This is a genomic window from Mediterraneibacter sp. HA8405, from assembly GCF_056148955.1.
In genome coordinates, this window is sequence record NZ_CM148758.1 from 1,439,356 (window position 1) to 1,457,124 (window position 17,769).

Annotated in this window: 22 protein-coding genes; 19 read left to right on the forward strand and 3 right to left on the reverse strand. The window is 48.3% G+C overall.

Annotated elements, in window-relative coordinates; translation table 11 throughout:
* Positions 1 to 56 precede the first annotated feature (56 nt).
* The 3 genes from AC0QUU_RS06775 to AC0QUU_RS06785 all read left to right on the forward strand — a co-directional run bounded on the left by AC0QUU_RS06775 (position 57) and on the right by AC0QUU_RS06785 (position 2,649).
* On the forward strand, positions 57 to 245 hold the full coding sequence (locus AC0QUU_RS06775) for a flavodoxin (protein ID WP_474545371.1): 189 nt from the start codon (positions 57 to 59) through the stop codon (positions 243 to 245).
* A 310-nt stretch (positions 246 to 555) separates the two neighbouring features.
* Entirely contained in the window at positions 556 to 1,353 is a 798-nt protein-coding gene (locus AC0QUU_RS06780) for a Fic family protein (protein ID WP_474545372.1), read from the forward strand.
* Positions 1,354 to 1,770: 417 nt separating this feature from the next.
* Positions 1,771 to 2,649 carry an MATE family efflux transporter gene (locus AC0QUU_RS06785; RefSeq protein WP_474545373.1) on the forward strand — a complete coding sequence of 293 codons (879 nt, stop codon included), beginning with the start codon at positions 1,771 to 1,773 and terminating at the stop codon, positions 2,647 to 2,649.
* 45 nt (positions 2,650 to 2,694) lie between these two features.
* On the opposite strand, the gene AC0QUU_RS06790 is transcribed toward AC0QUU_RS06785, so the two are convergent.
* Complete coding sequence (locus tag AC0QUU_RS06790) at positions 2,695 to 3,258, reverse strand: TetR/AcrR family transcriptional regulator (RefSeq protein ID WP_474545374.1); 564 nt, start codon at positions 3,256 to 3,258, stop codon at positions 2,695 to 2,697.
* A gap of 218 nt (positions 3,259 to 3,476) precedes the next feature.
* Here AC0QUU_RS06790 and AC0QUU_RS06795 point away from each other — a divergent pair, with 218 nt between their 5' ends.
* Both AC0QUU_RS06795 and AC0QUU_RS06800 read left to right on the forward strand, forming a co-directional pair.
* The gene (locus AC0QUU_RS06795; protein ID WP_474545375.1) at positions 3,477 to 5,372 is read left to right on the forward strand and encodes a heavy metal translocating P-type ATPase; all 1,896 of its coding nucleotides are present in this window, start codon (positions 3,477 to 3,479) and stop codon (positions 5,370 to 5,372) included.
* Positions 5,373 to 5,651: 279 nt separating this feature from the next.
* A complete protein-coding gene (locus AC0QUU_RS06800) occupies positions 5,652 to 6,524 on the forward strand; it encodes a LysR family transcriptional regulator (protein WP_474545376.1) in 873 nt (290 codons plus the stop codon).
* 62 nt (positions 6,525 to 6,586) lie between these two features.
* On the opposite strand, the gene AC0QUU_RS06805 is transcribed toward AC0QUU_RS06800, so the two are convergent.
* Positions 6,587 to 6,922, reverse strand: coding sequence for a type II toxin-antitoxin system RelE/ParE family toxin (locus AC0QUU_RS06805; RefSeq protein WP_474545377.1), 336 nt, complete (start codon positions 6,920 to 6,922; stop codon positions 6,587 to 6,589).
* Positions 6,915 to 7,169, reverse strand: coding sequence for a type II toxin-antitoxin system prevent-host-death family antitoxin (locus AC0QUU_RS06810; protein ID WP_474545378.1), 255 nt, complete (start codon positions 7,167 to 7,169; stop codon positions 6,915 to 6,917). Before AC0QUU_RS06810 ends, AC0QUU_RS06805 begins: the two co-directional genes overlap by 8 nt.
* 232 nt (positions 7,170 to 7,401) lie before the next feature.
* Here AC0QUU_RS06810 and AC0QUU_RS06815 point away from each other — a divergent pair, with 232 nt between their 5' ends.
* From AC0QUU_RS06815 to putP, 14 genes are all read left to right on the forward strand, one after another.
* Positions 7,402 to 7,884 (forward strand): flavodoxin family protein, encoded by a 483-nt coding sequence (locus AC0QUU_RS06815; protein ID WP_474545379.1) that lies wholly within the window; start codon positions 7,402 to 7,404, stop codon positions 7,882 to 7,884.
* Entirely contained in the window at positions 7,857 to 8,012 is a 156-nt protein-coding gene (locus AC0QUU_RS06820) for a hypothetical protein (RefSeq protein WP_474545380.1), read from the forward strand. The genes AC0QUU_RS06815 and AC0QUU_RS06820 overlap by 28 nt, the downstream gene beginning before the upstream one ends.
* Positions 8,013 to 8,039: 27 nt before the next feature.
* The gene (locus AC0QUU_RS06825) at positions 8,040 to 8,582 is read left to right on the forward strand and encodes a flavin reductase family protein (RefSeq protein ID WP_474545381.1); all 543 of its coding nucleotides are present in this window, start codon (positions 8,040 to 8,042) and stop codon (positions 8,580 to 8,582) included.
* A 23-nt stretch (positions 8,583 to 8,605) separates the two neighbouring features.
* Positions 8,606 to 9,547, forward strand: coding sequence for an aldo/keto reductase (locus AC0QUU_RS06830; RefSeq protein ID WP_474545382.1), 942 nt, complete (start codon positions 8,606 to 8,608; stop codon positions 9,545 to 9,547).
* A gap of 16 nt (positions 9,548 to 9,563) precedes the next feature.
* The gene (locus AC0QUU_RS06835; protein ID WP_474545383.1) at positions 9,564 to 10,004 is read left to right on the forward strand and encodes an aldo/keto reductase; all 441 of its coding nucleotides are present in this window, start codon (positions 9,564 to 9,566) and stop codon (positions 10,002 to 10,004) included.
* 142 nt (positions 10,005 to 10,146) lie between these two features.
* The gene (locus AC0QUU_RS06840; RefSeq protein ID WP_474545384.1) at positions 10,147 to 10,707 is read left to right on the forward strand and encodes an N-acetyltransferase family protein; all 561 of its coding nucleotides are present in this window, start codon (positions 10,147 to 10,149) and stop codon (positions 10,705 to 10,707) included.
* Between the two features lie 71 nt (positions 10,708 to 10,778).
* A complete protein-coding gene (locus AC0QUU_RS06845; RefSeq protein WP_474545385.1) occupies positions 10,779 to 11,012 on the forward strand; it encodes a hypothetical protein in 234 nt (77 codons plus the stop codon).
* A 173-nt stretch (positions 11,013 to 11,185) separates the two neighbouring features.
* Positions 11,186 to 11,437, forward strand: a complete 252-nt coding sequence (locus tag AC0QUU_RS06850; RefSeq protein WP_474545386.1) for a hypothetical protein — start codon at positions 11,186 to 11,188, stop codon at positions 11,435 to 11,437.
* 342 nt (positions 11,438 to 11,779) lie between these two features.
* Positions 11,780 to 12,607: a BadF/BadG/BcrA/BcrD ATPase family protein gene (locus AC0QUU_RS06855; RefSeq protein ID WP_474545534.1), complete on the forward strand. Its 828-nt coding sequence runs from the start codon at positions 11,780 to 11,782 to the stop codon at positions 12,605 to 12,607.
* Complete coding sequence (locus AC0QUU_RS06860) at positions 12,495 to 12,794, forward strand: 2-hydroxyacyl-CoA dehydratase family protein (protein ID WP_474545387.1); 300 nt, start codon at positions 12,495 to 12,497, stop codon at positions 12,792 to 12,794. The genes AC0QUU_RS06855 and AC0QUU_RS06860 overlap by 113 nt, the downstream gene beginning before the upstream one ends.
* Positions 12,788 to 13,684 carry a 2-hydroxyacyl-CoA dehydratase gene (locus AC0QUU_RS06865; RefSeq protein WP_474545388.1) on the forward strand — a complete coding sequence of 299 codons (897 nt, stop codon included), beginning with the start codon at positions 12,788 to 12,790 and terminating at the stop codon, positions 13,682 to 13,684. Before AC0QUU_RS06860 ends, AC0QUU_RS06865 begins: the two co-directional genes overlap by 7 nt.
* Before the next feature lie 115 nt (positions 13,685 to 13,799).
* Positions 13,800 to 14,669, forward strand: coding sequence for an AAA family ATPase (locus AC0QUU_RS06870; RefSeq protein WP_474545389.1), 870 nt, complete (start codon positions 13,800 to 13,802; stop codon positions 14,667 to 14,669).
* A 49-nt stretch (positions 14,670 to 14,718) separates the two neighbouring features.
* The gene (locus AC0QUU_RS06875; RefSeq protein WP_474545390.1) at positions 14,719 to 15,852 is read left to right on the forward strand and encodes a DUF58 domain-containing protein; all 1,134 of its coding nucleotides are present in this window, start codon (positions 14,719 to 14,721) and stop codon (positions 15,850 to 15,852) included.
* A gap of 183 nt (positions 15,853 to 16,035) precedes the next feature.
* A complete protein-coding gene (putP, locus tag AC0QUU_RS06880) occupies positions 16,036 to 17,589 on the forward strand; it encodes a sodium/proline symporter PutP (protein WP_474545391.1) in 1,554 nt (517 codons plus the stop codon).
* Positions 17,590 to 17,769 lie beyond the last annotated feature (180 nt).

Below are 17,769 nucleotides of genomic sequence, written 5' to 3' on the forward strand. Positions count from 1 at the left end.
CTACATTTTAATATCCGATCTGGTGGGGCATCGCCGCATGGCCGGTGGATACCTTCGTGGAGAACAATGACTTTACCGGCAAGACAGTGATTCCGTTCTGTACTTCCTCTTCCTCAGATATCGGGGACAGCGGACAGCTTCTGGCGGATATGGCAGGAACCGGCGACTGGCAGGACGGCATGAGATTCCGGTCAGGAGTGGATGATGCAGATGTCCAGGACTGGGTGAATGGACTGGGACTGTAATTGCAAAAATAGAATATTTTGGAAACAGGCAGGGTATTGGATATCCTGCCTTTTATGTGCCGTTTAAAGTGCCGGAAGGTATTTTTAAATGGCACTTTGAATTTCTTAAAAATAAGTAAAAAGATAATTCACTTATTTTGAGGAACAATAACTATGCTGATATTCTGATAGATATCACTATGATTCTATGATATACTATGTGGAAAAAGAAGCTAGGAATGCACAGGACAAAGGCTGTTTCTTTTGTGAGCAGGATAATATCAGAAAAGCAGAAACCACTCATTTTATTATATATTAGGAGGCAGATACCATGCCATTATTTGACAACAAAAATAGAATCTTACAGATTGAAACACAAAAAGAGGAAATTTTTAAGCTAATGGAAAATCCGCTGATCAGTCAGCCGTTTGTCGAAGATTTTGCTAAGAGATTTTCCTGGAGTACAAATGCAATCGAGGGGAATACACTGTCGCTGGAAGAAACAATTGCAGTGATCGATTACGATGAAGTAAGATCGAACCATACTTATTCAGAATATACAGACGCCAAAAATGTGTACTATGCAATTCAGAAAATGCTGCTTCCCTTTGCAAAGGCAGTCATTGATGAAGAGTGGATCCAGAAGGCGAATGGCTATATCAGACATATGCAGGGAGAGTATAGAGACACCACGGTTTATATTGGCAATTTGTCGGAAGCTGTATACTATCCGCCAGATCCGGAGGATATTCCGGAACTTATGAAAAGCTGGATCAGAGAAACAAATATAGAATCGGTGACAGTGAAAGAGATTTTTGAAAAAATTGCAGCCAATCATATCCGGTTTGAACGGATCCATCCTTTTGCAGATGGGAACGGAAGAACCGGGAGGATGATCATTAATCAGCAACTGATCAATAACGGGTTGCTGCCTGTCTCAATCCGGCCGACTGGAAAGTACAGAGAAGCATTCAGAAGATATGATAAAAGAGAAGATCTTTCAGAAATGGTCTATGTTTTGTTGAGAAGCGAACTGGAATCTTTTGACAGAGTCCGCAGCCTGGCTTTGAAACTTTCCAAAGATCGGGAGAAACAGAAAAAGGAAATGAAACATATTCAAAACAGATAGAATCAATATTCTGTAAAAATAATTGAATAAAGTAATCTGTGAAATATAAATTACGCGATAGAATAAGAATCGCAGAAAAGCGGGGACGTATCGGAAAGCTGATACGTTCTTTTTCTATGTGCAAAAGAAAGAGTATCCTGTCTTCAAGTTCATTGAGAAGAGCAGTACGGAAAGCATTACGAAGATAGTATCAAGATCTACGGTCAGGAGATTGCGAACCTCCTGGGCCTTGAGAAGATCCCGCCCGATTCCATAACCCTTACACCGGCTTTGCTTAAGAAATAAACCGGAATTTTAGAGAAGGCAGGACACGGTAAAAAAGGCAACACAAACAGGGTGCAGTTACAACTTCAATGTTGCAATTAATTTTTCAATTGACCGATTCCGTTTATCGCCGTTTATAATACATATTCTGCGGTGCTGAGGGGAATCGGCAACAGCAGTGCGCCGTTTTTCTCAATACTGGTCTGCTCGGCAGTGAATGTGGTTCTGGATCTTCTTTTTGTTGCCGGCATGGGATACGGCGCGGCGGGAGCGGCTGCCGCGACCGCAATTTCACAGGCTGCGATGGCGGTCTACATGATCGTGTATACAGTAAGGAAATATCCATTTCTCAGATTCTCGTTTTCAGGCAATCTGCCGGATAAAACCGTGTGGAAGAGCGGAGCTGCCTACGGACTGCCGTCGGCAGTTCAGTCCGGCGTGAGCTCCGCGGGGAATATCTATCTCCAGCAGTTCATGAACGGATTCGGTGAACAGACGGTGGCGGCGATCACCACGGCCTATCGCATCGATACGGTAATCTTCCTGCCGATCATCAATTTCGGTTCGGGGATCGCGACGGTGGTGGCGCAGAATATCGGCGCAGGAAAGCCGGAGCGGGCAAAGCAGGTCTTCCGTGCCGGCACTGTGATCATGGCAGTCATATCCCTCGGACTGACCGCCCTCGTCCTGCTGCTCGGCGAAAGGCTGATCGCGGCTTTCGGGATCACCGCTGATACAGCTGCCATTGGGAAGGAGTTCTTCCATGCAATCTCCCGTTTTTACATGATCTATGGGATCAGCATGGCAGTCCGGGGCTGTCTGGAAGGACGGGGCGATATGCTTTTCTCCGGAATTGCAGGCATCCTGTCTCTGGGGGTAAGGATTCTCTGCTCCTATGCGTTTAAACCGGTGTTCGGAAACATGGTAGTTGCCTATGCGGAGGCATTCTCGTGGATCTTCCTGCTGGCAGTTCTTCTGCTTCGATATGTGGTGAAGACGCGGCAGACATTTCCGCATTTCGTGAAAAAGTGACGAAAAACATTTCTGTATTTCGTGAAAAACAGTTGGTTACATTGATTATAAGATCGGTTCAATAACCGCGCGGAAATACCGGTCCAGTTCCTCCGGCGCCTGTTTTCTCCGGCCCTTGATCCACCAGAGCACCATTTCCACAAAACTGCCGGAGATATGGTTGACCAGAAAGTCCCGGGGAATACCGGTATTCGTCTTTCTGTTCTGATCCACAAACTGATCCTGTATCAGTTCATTCAGGCTGTCTTTAAAATACCTCAGAAAAATCTCGCTGCTTTCGCAGGAGAGCAGTTCGAGGATATTATTTTCGTCTTCCTGCAGATGCTGCAGTAAATGGCAGAATACGGATTCCGGCGCATTTCCGTCAGAATACAGTCCGTGGGTGTGGGTGCAGTCTGCCGCGCTGCTGATAATGTGATCGAAAAGCTCTTTGCACAGGGCTTTAAGCAGATCGTCCTTTGTCTCGAAATGCGCATAGAAAGTAGTCCTGCCTACATTGGCGGTATCAATGATCTCCTGTACTGTGATCTTACTGTAACTTTTTTCTGATAAAAGCGTGCTGAATGCGCGAAAAACAGCCGCTCTTGTTTTCTGCTGCCGTCTGTCCATAATAACTCCTTTTCCGTACAATTTTTCAAAAATGTTCCATACGGAACACGGGAACAATATTATCCATTGTATTTCTTCATTTCCATGCCTACAATAAAAAAGAACAAAATGTTTGTTATCGAATTAATTGTATGACAGATGTAAATGCGAGTCAAGCGTAAAGCTGCTGCGTCTGGAATGAATTACAGTTCACATCTGGCGGGAATGGAGGGATTACTATGTTAAAAAAACTCAATGATTTTCTTGCAGGGCTTCCCATGACGATCGTGGCGGGGGCATTCCTGCTGCTGGATCTTGTTCCGCACCTGATGGAAGAGTTCGGCGGAACATCGGTCCGGCTTTCTTTTCTGCCGTTTGATCCCGCATGGGCAACTATCGTCATCAGCGGCATCCCGCTTTTGTATCTGGCGGTCTGGCGGATCATCCATAATCCCGGCATCAGTAAAATATCTTCCGCCCTTCTGATCTGCATTGCCATGTTCGCCGCGATCGCCATCGGGGATCTTTTCGCAGCGGGGGAGGTCGTATTCATCATGGCGATCGGCGCGCTTCTGGAGGAAGCCACAACCAACCGTGCAAAGAAAGGAGTGAAAAAGCTTATCAGCCTTGCTCCGACAAAAGGCCGGCGGCTGAAAGACGGGAAAGAAGAAATGATACCGACAGAGGAGATCCGGCAGGGGGATCTCCTGCGTATACTGCCCGGCGAGACGATCCCTGTTGACGGAACGATCTTAAGCGGCGAGACATCTGTCGATCAGTCTATTATGACAGGGGAATCCCTGCCGGTTGATAAGAGTGTGGGAGAAGAGGTTTTCTGCGGTACGATCAACCGTTTCGGCTCCATTGATATCTCCGCGACCAAAGTAGGAGAAAACAGTTCCCTGCAGAAGCTCATCCGCATGGTGCAGGACGCGGAGAATAAGCAGGCTCCCATGCAGCGGATCGCCGACAGAGCGGCGAGCTGGCTGGTGCCGGTGGCTCTGCTCATAGCAGTTCTTGCCTATGTGTTCAGTGGAAATATTGTTACCGCCGTGACCGTACTGGTGGTGTTCTGCCCCTGCGCTCTGGTGCTGGCAACGCCCACCGCCATTATGGCGGCCATCGGCCAGGCGACAAAGCACGGCGTGATTATCAAGTCCGGTGAAGCCCTTGAAAAAATGGGAAAGGTAGATATCATCGCATTCGACAAGACCGGCACTCTGACCTACGGGCGTCTGGACGTCAGTGATATCATTTCTTTTGATGAAAATGTCAGCGAAAGGGAACTGCTCGCTCTGGCTGCCTCTGCCGAAGCCAGAAGCGAACATCCTCTGGGAAAGGCGATCGTGGCTTATGCGGCGGCAGAAGGAGTCACACTGACGGAGGCGGAGGATTTTAAAATGACTGCCGGAAAAGGGATCTTGGCGGAAGTATCCGGACGCAGGCTGATCTGCGGAAATGAGAAATTCCTTGTGGAGAACGGAGCTTCGATCGGCCAGAAGGTTCAGTCTGCACTGGAACGGCTGAGGACCCAGGGCAAAGCCTCTATTCTTGTGGCGGACGGCCGGAAATGTATCGGCGTTATCGCGCTGTCCGACGTACTGCGCCCGGAAGCAAAGGACATGGTTTCCCGCCTTGCGGATATGGACACCCGTACGGTCCTGCTCACCGGCGACCATCAGAAAACGGCGGACTATTTTGCAAAACAGGTGGGAATCTCCGGGGTGCGTGCAGAGCTGCTGCCGGAAGAAAAGGTGCAGAATATCGAGAAGCTGCAGAAAGAAAACCATACGGTCTGCATGATCGGGGACGGCGTCAATGACGCGCCGGCCCTGAAGACTGCGGATGTGAGCGTAGCAATGGGAAGCATGGGAAGTGATATCGCAGTAGACGCTGCGGAAGTTGCGCTGATGAGTGACGATATCTCAAAAATTCCATATCTCAAGTGGCTGTCCAACGCAACGGTCAGGACAATCAAGGCCAGCATCACACTGTCCATGTGCATTAACTTTGTGGCCATCGTACTGTCACTTATGGAAGTGCTGACTCCTACTACCGGGGCGCTGGTGCATAATGCGGGTTCTTGTTTTGTGGTACTGATCGCCGCGTTATTGTATGATCGGAAATTCGAATAATCATGCAGCCGCTGCTCCTGTTCAGATAACGAGGAATACTCCTGCCGGTGCAGGAAACCTTTGCAGACAAAGCCGCGGTATCCGGTTCGGGATACTGTGGGATACTGGACGAACAGCGTTATGCCTGTCATCAATGGCAGACAATATAATAAAAGCATTTGTCTCAAAGAAGAATAACTGGTAAAGTAGAATCGGGAAAGCATAAAAGCTTTCATGCCTGGCAGGAAAAAAGCAGAAATAGTTTTTCTGTGCAGAAACTGAAGCGAAGGAGGAAACGGCATGGAACTGCGTGTACTGAGATATTTTCTGACTGTGGCGGATGAAGGCAACATTACAAGAGCTGCGGATATACTTCATGTTACCCAGCCGACTCTCAGCCGCCAGATGATGGAGCTGGAGGATGAGATGGGAACGCCGCTTCTGATACGGGGAAAACGTTCTGTTACTCTGACAGATGAAGGATTTCTGTTCCGACAGCAGGCGGAAACGATTGTAGAACTTGCGGATAAGCTGGAACATACATTTACAGACCGGAAGGATATCATCTGCGGAACCATCAGGATCGGCGCCACAGAAGCGCTGGGCGGGCGCACACTGGCTGTTTATATGAAAGAATTCCGGGAGAAATATCCCAACGTTCAGTTTGATCTTTATAATGGCATGGCAGATAACATCAAAGAGATGACAGAGCGCGGGCTGCTCGATCTGGGTCTTGTGATGGAGCCTATCGACACAGCGAAATTTGAATATGTAAGGCTTCCCCGGAAGGAAACCTGGGGTATCCTCATACGGCAGGACCATGAACTTGCCGGAAAGGAAACTGTAACGGCAGAGGATATAAAGCAGTATCCCCTGATCATGCCGGGAAGAGAGAAAGCCAAAGATCAGATCCTCCACTGGATGCAGTGTGAGGAACAGCATCTGAATATTCCGGCTTATTATAATATTCTTTCCAACGCCGCGCTGCTGGTGCAGGCAGGGATGGGCTGCGCGGTCTGTCTGGACGGCGCCCTGTCCATACATGCGGATCCGGCACTCTGTTTCCGTCAGATTACCCCGGCACATATTACAAGAAGTGTGATCCTGTGGAAGAAGAATCATCTGTTTTCTCAGGCGGCATCTCTTTTCGTACAGACGATACAGGAACAGTAGAATCCGGCAAATTTTAAGCTATAAAAAGGAGCAGAAATTTCAAAAACTGTAAAATAGTCTGGTTATTTATCAGTTTCTTCTGTCGTAATATCCCCGAACAGGATACGCATATAATCACGGCGGGCATAGAGGATACGATCCACATAGACCTCATTTCCATAGGTACGGTAAAAGCTCAGATAATTCCCGCTCACAAGAAAGCGGTAATCGCTCTCCACGTCTGCAATCGAGGACAGTGGAGTTCCTGCATTTGCATATTCCCTTAAAATACGAAGATTTTTTGTGATTTTGCTTACGGTTGCCAGAGCCGCAGAGGGGTTCAGAAGTTCCTTCTCAATATAAATCTTAATCTCGGCCAGATCTCTTTGTGCCTCCTGGGATAAGTGAAGGTTATTCATTCACAATCCCGAGGGTTTCCTCCACAGCTTCCAATGTCAGCCAGCCTTTCTCCTCGCCGGATTTCCGGCCCTTTGCAAGTTCATTCATCAGCCGGAGTGTCGCCTGTGTCTTTTCAAAATCCTGTATGTCTAAAATTGCATAACGGCCCCGCCCGTTTTTCGTCAGAAAGACAGGAGCGCCGACTGCTACATCACGCAGTACTTCGCTGTAATTTCGCAGATCAGAAATAGGCTTGATGTTTGGCATATTGCTCAACTCCTTTCTAACCACAGTATATCCCGATCTGCTGTAAAATTCAACGATATTTTTCGCGGCAAAATTGAGGGCCAAAATTGAGACGGATTTTATCATACGTGAAAGGAATAGTTTATGATAAGAGACAGGTATTAGACAGAGCGTAAGAATCATAGGATAATGGACGAAAGAACACTCAGACAGCCGGATGCTGAAAAACAAGAGGTAAAGGATGATGAAGTGTATGGAAGAAAATAGTTTAATTGTCTGCTATTCCTATTCCGGAAAAACCCGCCGGATTGCAGAAATGATACAGGAACAGACCGGGGGCAGACTCAGCCGGATCTATCCGAGACAGCCTTATCCGTCAGATTTTGAGACTCTGCTGCTTCAGGTGAAGGAGGAAATCAGGACAGGGAAGAAAATTTTGCTGTTCCCCGTTGACGAAAACGCGGATAAGTATGATGTGATCTTTGTCGGGTCTCCCAACTGGTGTGGTACCATTGCCCCGCCTGTGGCGTCCTGGCTGGGTGCAAATGATCTGACCGGAAAGACTGTTCTCCCTTTTTTCAGCCACTGCGGCGGAGAGGATCATTGGATGGAACAGGCAGTGCGGGATCTCTGCCCGGCAGCGAAAATGGGAAGCAGTCTGTATGTGCTGGAAAACGGAAGCGAAGATCTGCATGACATGATACAGACATGGCTGAAGCAGAATCTGGAAAAGTAGATTCTGTGAAAAAAGAATCATTCACAAAATGCATGATAAATGATAAAGAACAGGTATTAGACTCGGAAACTGACTGGACTTACAATATGTGTGAAGACAGAAAAGAACCTGTCAGAAAACTGAAATGAATGGAAACCGAAAGGAAGTAAAAGATCATGAAAAAGAATATTGGAAAAAGTCTTGCGCTTTATCCTACTCCGCTTGTTGTAGTGGGAACGATGGTAAACGGAAAACCGAATTATGTCCTGGCAGGGCATGTGGGGATCATCGGCCACGACCGGATCATGGTCAGCCTTGCAAAACCCCATTATACGAATCAGGGAATCAAAGAAACCCGTGCCCTGACGGTAAATATCGTGGATGAGGCAATGCTGAAGAAAGCGGACCGTACAGGATGCGTCAGCGGAAACAAGGTGGATAAATCCGATATGTTCGCGTACCACACAGAAGGGACAGGAGCGCCGGTCGTTGACGAGGCTCCGGTAGTCATGGACTGTATCGTAGATGATATCTATGAAACGGAAGGATTCGAGAGCTTTATCTGTAAGATTGACGGCGTTTATGCAGAAGAGAACGTGCTGAACGATGCAGGGAAGATCGATTACCGTACACTGAAACCGGTTCTTTTTGAGATGCCGACGTATGAGTATCTCCGGACAGGCGATGTGATCGGAAAATGTATGAATATAAGCGAGTAGCAGAATATCGGGAGGAAAACAACATGGCAGAAATAAAAGAAATGCCTAAGGTCGCTCTTGGAGCATGGGCATGGGGAAACGATGGTACATTTGGAGGAACTCTTACGCCGGAAACTCTCAGGCCGGTATTCGACGCGGCCATGAAAGAAGGACTGAATCTCTGGGATACTGCGTATGTGTACGGGATGGGAACTTCGGAAAAGGTTCTGGGGGATTTTCTCAGAGGAGTTCCCAGGGACAGCTATCTGATCTCTGATAAATTTACACCGCAGTGTGCGGATCCGACAGCAGAGAACGCTGTGACCGCGCTGTATGAGAAGAGCGCGGAACTGCTGGGGACAGACTATATGGATTTCTACTGGATTCACAATCCATTGGACGCGCCGAAATGGGTGAAAGAGCTGATCCCTCTTGCAAAGAGCGGAAAGATCGGGAAGATCGGTCTTTCAAACCACAGCCTGGCGGAGATCAAAGAAGCGGCTGACATTCTGGCAAAAGAGGGCCTGAAGATCTCTGCGATCCAGAATCACTACAGCCTTCTGAACCGGTCTTCGGAAACTTCCGGAATACTGGACTACTGCAAAGAAAATGATATCATTTTCTTCTCCTATATGGTGCTGGAGCAGGGAGCCCTGACCGGGAAGTACGGCACAGAGCATCCATTCCCGGAAGACTCTGACCGGGGAAGAACCTACAATCCGATGCTCCCACAGCTGGAGAAACTGAACGCCGGACTGGCGGAGATCGCTGACCGCCATCATGTGGCGGCTGCACAGATTCCGATCGCCTGGGCTATTGCAAAAGGCACGCTGCCGATCATCGGAGTGACGAAAGTTTACCAGGTAGAGGATGCTGTGAAGGCAGCAGAAGTTGAGCTGTCCGCAGAAGAGATTGAGACGATCGAGAAGCTGGGTGACGAGGCACAGCTCAATGTGATCCGTTACTGGGAAAAAGAAATGAAATAATAATCTGCCAAGAACCATGGGACTTTTTATCGTTTCATGGTTCTGGCTTTTGTATGGAGGAAAAAATGAAAAATATATTAATTCTTTCAGCAAGTCCGAGAAAAAACGGAAACCGGACTCTATCCGCAGTAAGACAGACCGGGCAGCTATGGGAAAATATGACCGGACTCAGGAACAGGATATGGAAATCGTCCGCAGGGTTCATCGTCTGGCAGAAAAATATGGCGTAAAAATGCAGCAGATCGCATTGGCATGGGAATGGGAAAAAGGAGTAACAGCGCCGATCATCGGGGCTACGAAAGCATCCCATTTTGATGACGCCGCCGGCGCGTTTTCGGTGAAATTAACAGAAGAAGATATTGCATTCCTGGAAGAGCCATATGTGCCCCACAGGATTGTAGGCGCAGTGGACAGCAATCCGCCGGAGGGAACTAAGCTGCTGGATGTGAAGAAATAAAAACAACACGTGAACCCCCATATGGGGGTTCACGGTTTTAACTGATGTTAATATTCCGCTGTGCTTTCTGAAGAGATGTTGTAACCGGGGATGACAGCTGTTATAATTTAGGAAATCACATTGTCCAGACCGGAGGATTAAAATGAATCACATCATAATCAGAGACACGCAGCTGGAAGATGCGGCGCGGCTGTTGGAAATATATGCATATTATGTAAAGAAAACAGCAATCACTTTTGAATATGAAGTTCCATCTTTAGCGGAGTTTGAGGAACGGATAAAGAAGACGAAGGCACGGTATCCATACTTGGTTATTGAAAGGGACGGAGTAATTGAAGGCTATGCTTATGCAGGACCGTTTGTAGGACGCGCCGCCTACGACTGGTCATGCGAGCTGACGGTTTATCTTGACCGCAATGCACGGAAATGCGGACTGGGGAGAAAAATCTATGAAGCGCTGGAGAGCAGACTCAAAAAAACGGGCATACTAAACCTGTATGCCTGCATCGGGTATCCGGAAAAGGAAGACCGGTATCTCAACAGAAACAGCGCAGAGTTCCATGCGCATCTGGGCTTTGTAAAAGTGGGAGAATTTCATAAATGCGGGTATAAATTTGGAAACTGGTATCACATGATCTGGATGGAAAAAATAATCGGGGAGCACTGCAGTGCCCAGCCCCCTGTAGAGTTTGGCTTAAAGTAAAGAAACAGGGAGGTTATAGCATGCAGAAACAGCAGAGTACTTACAATATAAAAGCAGGGAGCTGAGAAATTATGGCAAGATTAATGGACTTTACTACTGAGACGCCGGACTGCTGTGAGATCGGCGATATTTTGCAGGTGGAGGAAAACAAACTTCCCACATCCTACTGGTACATGCTTGAACACGCCTATGGGGCCAGCGGCAATTTCACGAACCGTGAACGGCTGAAAACCAGATCCGGAAAGGTTGTAAAAAAATGGCATGACGAACGTTTCAAGTATCTGACATTGGAGTTTGACGAATAAAAAGAAAACAGCGTAATGAGCAATATGCATGTAAAAAGGACAATTTCAGGCCGACTATCCGTCATATTCGAGAAAAAAAGATCCGCGGTTGTAAATTCGGCAAAAGCGGTAGTAAAACAGTTGCAAAGGGTTTCCCTTTTACAGAGATAACCGAAGAGAAAGTAAGTGATAAAGTGACAAATGAAAAGAGAAGAGCTGCGGATTGTAAAAATCTGACAGCAGGCATTGACATCGGATCTACCACAACGAAGGTTACGGTAGTGGATCCGTGTGACGGCAGAATTCTTTATTCTGATTACAGAAGGCACCAGGCGGATCAGGTACAAAGTGTGATTTACGTGCTGGAGCAGCTAAAAAATCAATTCCCCCACACTCTGTTTCGAGTGGGCATGATCGGTTCCGGAGCAAAGCCCATAGCAGAGTAGCTGGGGGTTCCGTTTATTCAGGAGGTAGCTGCAAATGCGGAGGCTCTGAAAAGTCAGTATGAAAATATCGGTACAGCCATTGAACTGGGAGGACAGGATGCTAAGATGAGGCGCGGCAGTCTCCGCCGTAAATATTCCTGCGCGGAGAAAAGACTGTACGGCGGAAAAGCTGCTTCAGATTCTGAATGAGAAAAAGTCCGTCATAACAGAGAACAGCAGAGAAGAGGCCGCGCCGCTTTTTGCCTCGGAAGAAGAGCGGCACGAGTTCTGCAGAAGACATAAAAAACAGAACCCCGCCATGCCGGAATTGAAAAAAACAAGGACATCTCCGCATGGCTGGGAATTGATTCCGGAAGCACGACTACAAAATTTGTCCTGCTTGGAGAAGACGGAGAGATCCTGGATACGTTTTACGCGCCGAATGAAGGTTCGCCCCTTGAGGTTGCCCGCCGTGCGCTCATTGATATGAGAGAACGCTACAGAAAGGCGGGAAGCAGGCTTCATATTATCGCGGCAGGCACTACCGGCTACGGCGAGCAGCTGTTCGCAAAGGCATTCCGGGCAGAGTACCATACGGTAGAGACAGTAGCCCATGCCCGGGCAGCGGAGAAATATGTAAAAGACGCCTCTTTTATTCTGGACATCGGCGGCCAGGATATGAAGGCGATCTGGCTGGAGAACGGGATTATTACCAATATCCTCGTGAATGAGGCATGTTCTTCCGGCTGCGGATCTTTCCTTGAAAACTTTGCGTCTTCCCTGCATATTCCGGTGGACAAGATCGCGGACGCGGCATTTTCGTCCCGGCATCCCGCAGTGCTGGGAAGCCGGTGTACGGTATTTATGAACAGCAGTATTATTACGGAACAGAGAAACGGCAGACGTGCGGAAGATATTATGGCAGGCCTGTGCAGATCGATTATTGAAAACGTATTTACAAAGGTTGTGCGTCTTTCCAACGTAGATTCCCTGGGAGACCGGATTGTGGTACAGGGAGGAACATTTGAAAATGACGCGGTGCTCAGGGCTCTGGAAGAATATATCGGGAAAGGCGGATATGGTCGGGAAGTTGGCAGATACGCTTCATCCGGATGCGGTCATCCAGTTCTGCCACTGGGGATGCAAACAATCCTCAGGCGGCAGTCTTCTGCTCAAGGAAAAGCTGAATGAGATGAATATTCCCATGCTGATCCTTGACGGCGACGGCATTGACCGGAGAAACAGCCATGACGGACAGATCAAAACGCGGCTGGAAGCATTCCTGGAGATGCTGGAAAATGAAAACGGAACAGAGGCGGACGGAGAAAAGAGCAGCGCAGGCCGGTTGACAGAGGAGGAGCAGGAAAGAGCATGTTAGGTTATATATGTAAATACGCTCCGGTGGAAGTGTTCGAGTCCATGGGAGTTCAGATGGAGCGGATCGAACCGGATGTGACCAATTTTAACCAGGCCGAGATCCGGATGCATCCGAATATCTGCAGCTTTGCAAAGGGCGTGCTGGAAGAGGTCATGAGCAGTGATTATGAAGGCGTGATCCTGACGACCTGCTGCGACAGCATCCGCCGGCTCTACGACGTACTCAGAGAAGAGTTCCCGGACAAATTCATCTATATGCTGGATACGCCCCGGATTACGAAAGACGCGGGAATCACACTTTACAAACAGCGGATCCGGGCTATGATCCGGGAGTATGAAGCATTTTCCGGAAAAAGATTTGATGAAGAAAAATTTACCGCATATTTAAAGGAGAAAGAGGAAGAACAGCAGTATGCCGTAAAGGACAGGGCTGTCAATATCGGGATTATCTATCACACAGTTCAGTTCTGTGACAATTATGCCTATGAATATGCCTGGCTGAAAAACTGGCTGGACCGTCCCATGCTTCTGCTTGAGACAGACTACACCCGTCAGAGCAGCGGACAGGTACGGACAAGAATCGAGGCGTTTCTGGAGTCGCTGACCGCGGAAAGGCACAGACCGGAAAAACAAAGAAGGAGTGACGGCACAATGTATGTAATGGGAATAGACAGTGGCTCTACATCAACCAATGCAGTGATTATGGATCAGGACAGAAAGATCAGAGCCTTCTCTGTGGTGCGTACAGGCGCGAAATCCGGAGTCAGCGCCGACAGAGTGTTAAAGGATGTACTGGAAAAGGCAGGTCTTGTCAGGGAAGATATTTCCTGGATTGTTTCCACCGGTTACGGCCGTGGAAGAAAAGATCGGTTCAGAGCTTTATATCTGTGAGGAACCTGAAATTGTAGGAGCTGCCGGGGCTGCGCTGTATGCCCTGGAGAAATATGGAGTCTAACGCATATGAATCAGACGCGGACAACAGAAAAAAAACAAGGCGGTTCGCCAGGTGCTGGAGCAGGTGAACCATGTGATTTTAGGAAAAAGTGAAGAGATAAAAGAGATCATGACTGCTTTTCTGGCAGACGGCCATGTGCTTCTGGAAGATATTCCCGGTGTGGGTAAGACAACACTTGCGGTAGCCTTTTCAAAAGCGATGCAGCTGGACTACCGCCGGGTACAGTTTACCCCTGACGTTCTTCCGTCGGATCTGACCGGATTTTCGATTTACCGGAGAGAGGAAGAAAAATTTGTATACCAGGAGGGAAGCGTTTTCTGCAACCTGCTTCTGGCGGACGAGATCAACCGGACTTCCCCGAAAACCCAGTCAGCCCTGCTGGAAGTTATGGAGGAGAGAAAAGTAACTGTAGACGGAGTGACCAGAGAGGTGCCTTCTCCGTTTCTTGTTATTGCAACACAGAACCCTGCGGGAACCACAGGAACCCAGTATCTTCCTGAAGCACAGGTAGACCGTTTCATGGTCTGTCTGAGTCTGGGATATCCGGATTATGAGAGTGAGCTTGCCATGGCAAAGGGTATCGGACCGGATGAAAAGTACCGGATGATACAGCCGGTACTGACTGGCGGGATGCTTCAGGACATGCAGAAAGAAATTTATCAGGTGTATATGAAGGATTCTGTGTATGAATATCTTCTGAATCTGGTGCGGGCGACCAGAGATCATTCCGCAGTCGCAAGAGGCGCAAGCCCCAGAGCTACCATTGCGCTGGTGAAAATGGCGAAGGCCGCTGCCTGGATGGAGGGAAGGGATTATGTGACGCCTCTGGATGTAAGCGGCCAGTTCCCTTATGTAGTGTCACACCGTATTCTTCTCTCAGGAACTGCGAAAATGGAAAAAAGACAAAGAAACAGATCATAGATGAAATCATAAAAAATACAGAAATACCGCCGATGGGGGAGGGATACAGATGAGAAAGTCTGTGTTTCTCGCCCTTCTCATTTTTATATATTATATTGCCGGCATGTATGAAAATCCGGCTCTGATGGTTCTCTTTCTGACACAGCTCTTTCTGATACCGGTTATGTTTATCCTGAGCCGGTATCTGAAGAAACATCTGAGCGTGTCTGTTGAGGAGAAGACTGTTTTTGCCGAAAAGGACCGTCCTTTCACCTGGACGCTGAAGGCAGAAAACCGGGGCAGGCTTCCGGTTACCAGATTTGCGCTGCGGTTTCAGATTTTCCGGAACGGAAAGGCTGTGAAAAAGCGGAAAGTATACAGAAGCACTGAATGCGGCGAGCATATCATTTCCGTTCAGGACAGACAGGAACACTGTGGAATTATTTCTTACCGCTCAGAGGAACTCCGTGTGTTTGATTATCTTTCGCTGTTTTCCGGAAAAAGAAGAGTGGAAGAAAAGACAGATGTGTTTGTGTTTCCGCCCCGGTATGAAATGCAGATCAGGAAAGAATCGGATTCTGACGGCCTGGAAGATCAGTATCCGCAGGTTTCTTTTCTGCCGGGGAATAATTATGAAGAAGTACGTCAGATCCGGGAATACAGAGACGGAGATTCGGTCCGCCATATTTACTGGAATCAGACGGCGAGAAGGGACAGTCTGTGGGTGAAGGAATATGAGGAGGAGACGAAGGGACGTGCAGTGCTTTTCCTGGATCTGAAAGACGGGAAAGATAAGACGGAATCCGCGCTGGATGCCTTTTATACCCTTGCGCAGGCGCTTATTCAGGGACTGATGCGGAATGTATCTTCGGTTCAGGTATACTGGAACTGCGGAACTGACAGAACAGAGAATTCCGGAAAGCAGAAGCCCGAGGAGACAGAAGCTGCGGGGAAGGACAGGCAGGAAATATATGGGATGGAAATCCGGGAGGAGGATCAGTGCCGTGAGTTGCTGTGTGTACTTTACCGGGCGTTGGAAACAGACGGCGGGAAAGAATCCGTTTATGCCGCGGAACCACCGGATCTGCAGGGAGCTATGCGCCTTACATTAGATCTGGTCTGGTTTAAGGGAGAAGATCTGATTTTCCGTTTTTCAGAAGAAAATCTGGGACAGGAACTGTCCCGGCAGAATTTTGAGCTTTGATCCTCCGGAATATTGAGAAAGGACAGCAGAGACTCAGAAAAGGATTGCCAAAATTTTATAATTTGTTTATAATCAATTTCATATTGTGTACAGAGGATGATTCCGGGAACTGTTTTTTCCGGAACAGGCACAGGAAAAAGCGCCGGTGTATGCCGGTATGAAAAACAGAAAGGATACTATGGAATGGGAGACACTTTACAGATTTTGACTGCCATGATTATTTACATGGCGGCGGTAATTATTTTAGGAGTTACTTTTGCGAAAAAGGCAAACGCAAGCTCGGACGCCTATTTCCTGGGAGGCAGAAGCCTGGGACCATGGGTGACGGCAATGAGCGCGGAGGCGTCCGATATGTCAGGGTGGCTGCTTATGGGACTGCCGGGCGTGGCATACTGGTGCGGAATCGCGGACGCGGCATGGACGGCAATCGGTCTGGCAGTGGGGACCTATGTAAACTGGCTGATCGTTTCCAGACGGCTGCGCCGTTACAGTGAAAAGGCAGGAAACGCAATCACGCTGCCGGAATATTTTTCCAACCGTTTCCATGAGAAACGGAAAGTTATTATGACGATAGCGGCTGTATTTATTCTGATCTTTTTTACCGTGTATGCGGCCAGCTGCCTTGTAACCTGCGGAAAGCTGTTTTCTACTTTGTTTGATCTGCCTTATATCCCCATGATGATTATCGGAGCAGTATTTGTGCTGATCTACACGATTATCGGAGGATTCCTGGCGGAGAGCGCTTCGGATTTTATGCAGGCTATGGTAATGATTATTGCGCTGGGGGTTATCGTCTGTGTGGGAACCATCTCAGCGGGCGGCCTTGGCGCTGTTATAGACAATGTCAGAGGTATACCGGGCTTTCTTGATTTCTTCGGGATTGCCTCGCCCCAGACGGTTGACGGTGTGCAGCAGGCGGCCGGAGGCGTGCCCCTTTTCGGAGAAGCGGCATCTTATGGATTCCTGCCCATCGCGTCAGCTCTTGCGTGGGGACTGGGATATTTCGGCGTTCCTCAGGTACTGCTCCGGTTTATGGCAATACGCCACGAAGATGAGCTGAAGCGTTCCCGCCGTATTGCAACGGTATGGGTTGTGATTTCACTTACTATCGCAGTATTTATCGGCCTGGTGGGAAGAACCCTGTATCCGACGGCTCTTACAACATCTTCAGACGCGGAGAACGTATTTATTCTTCTTTCCACGAACCTGCTTCCTCCGCTGATCGCGGGATTCGTAATGGCCGGCATCCTTGCGGCGACGATCAGTTCCTCGGATTCCTATCTTCTGATTGCGGCTTCCGCATTCGCGAAGAACATTTACCAGGGACTGTTCCGCAAAAAGGCGTCTGACAGAGAAGTGCTGAATATTTCAAGAATTACGCTGCTTCTGATCGCGGTTGTGGCAATTATCATTGCGCTGGATGAGAACAGTGTTATCTTTACGATTGTAAGTTTCGCCTGGGCCGGATTCGGCGCTACGTTCGGACCGCTGATGCTCTTCAGTCTGTTCTGGAAGAGAATAACCAGAGCCGGAGCGATTGCCGGCATGCTGGGCGGCGCCGGAATGGTTTTTGTATGGAATCTGCTGGTTCGTCCCCTGGGCGGCCTGTGGGATATCTATGAGCTGCTGCCGGCATTTCTCTTCTCCTGCCTGTGCATTGTGGTGGTGTCGCTGCTGACGCCGCAGCCTTCTGAACAGATTCAGAGAGAATTTGAAGAAGTAAAGGCAGGACAGTAGAAGAGAAAACAATAATTCTGCGGTCATACAGAAAAGGCACAGATTCTGATTGAAAACATGTAAGAGACAATAGAAAAAAGAAGAAAGATTAACAGAAAAACCGTGGGGATGCGGCGCAAGTATTCGGCGCAAGTATTCCTGCGGTTTTTGATGCTTTCAGGGCATAAAAGTCTATTGAAA

What these genes read in the sequence shown, in the direction of transcription:
- AC0QUU_RS06865 (WP_474545388.1), top strand. Translation starts at nt 12,788, where the DNA reads ATGTTAGGTTATATATGTAAATACGCTCCGGTGGAAGTGTTCGAGTCC.
- AC0QUU_RS06845 (WP_474545385.1), top strand. Translation starts at nt 10,779, where the DNA reads ATGGCAAGATTAATGGACTTTACTACTGAGACGCCGGACTGCTGTGAG.
- AC0QUU_RS06830 (WP_474545382.1), top strand. Translation starts at nt 8,606, where the DNA reads ATGGCAGAAATAAAAGAAATGCCTAAGGTCGCTCTTGGAGCATGGGCA.
- AC0QUU_RS06815 (WP_474545379.1), top strand. Translation starts at nt 7,402, where the DNA reads ATGGAAGAAAATAGTTTAATTGTCTGCTATTCCTATTCCGGAAAAACC.
- AC0QUU_RS06800 (WP_474545376.1), top strand. Translation starts at nt 5,652, where the DNA reads ATGGAACTGCGTGTACTGAGATATTTTCTGACTGTGGCGGATGAAGGC.
- AC0QUU_RS06805 (WP_474545377.1), bottom strand. Translation starts at nt 6,922, where the DNA reads ATGAATAACCTTCACTTATCCCAGGAGGCACAAAGAGATCTGGCCGAG.
- AC0QUU_RS06795 (WP_474545375.1), top strand. Translation starts at nt 3,477, where the DNA reads ATGTTAAAAAAACTCAATGATTTTCTTGCAGGGCTTCCCATGACGATC.
- AC0QUU_RS06820 (WP_474545380.1), top strand. Translation starts at nt 7,857, where the DNA reads ATGGCTGAAGCAGAATCTGGAAAAGTAGATTCTGTGAAAAAAGAATCA.
- AC0QUU_RS06875 (WP_474545390.1), top strand. Translation starts at nt 14,719, where the DNA reads ATGAGAAAGTCTGTGTTTCTCGCCCTTCTCATTTTTATATATTATATT.
- putP (WP_474545391.1), top strand. Translation starts at nt 16,036, where the DNA reads ATGGGAGACACTTTACAGATTTTGACTGCCATGATTATTTACATGGCG.
- AC0QUU_RS06825 (WP_474545381.1), top strand. Translation starts at nt 8,040, where the DNA reads ATGAAAAAGAATATTGGAAAAAGTCTTGCGCTTTATCCTACTCCGCTT.
- AC0QUU_RS06840 (WP_474545384.1), top strand. Translation starts at nt 10,147, where the DNA reads ATGAATCACATCATAATCAGAGACACGCAGCTGGAAGATGCGGCGCGG.
- AC0QUU_RS06810 (WP_474545378.1), bottom strand. Translation starts at nt 7,169, where the DNA reads ATGCCAAACATCAAGCCTATTTCTGATCTGCGAAATTACAGCGAAGTA.
- AC0QUU_RS06860 (WP_474545387.1), top strand. Translation starts at nt 12,495, where the DNA reads ATGGTCGGGAAGTTGGCAGATACGCTTCATCCGGATGCGGTCATCCAG.
- AC0QUU_RS06790 (WP_474545374.1), bottom strand. Translation starts at nt 3,258, where the DNA reads ATGGACAGACGGCAGCAGAAAACAAGAGCGGCTGTTTTTCGCGCATTC.
- AC0QUU_RS06835 (WP_474545383.1), top strand. Translation starts at nt 9,564, where the DNA reads ATGGGACTTTTTATCGTTTCATGGTTCTGGCTTTTGTATGGAGGAAAA.
- AC0QUU_RS06780 (WP_474545372.1), top strand. Translation starts at nt 556, where the DNA reads ATGCCATTATTTGACAACAAAAATAGAATCTTACAGATTGAAACACAA.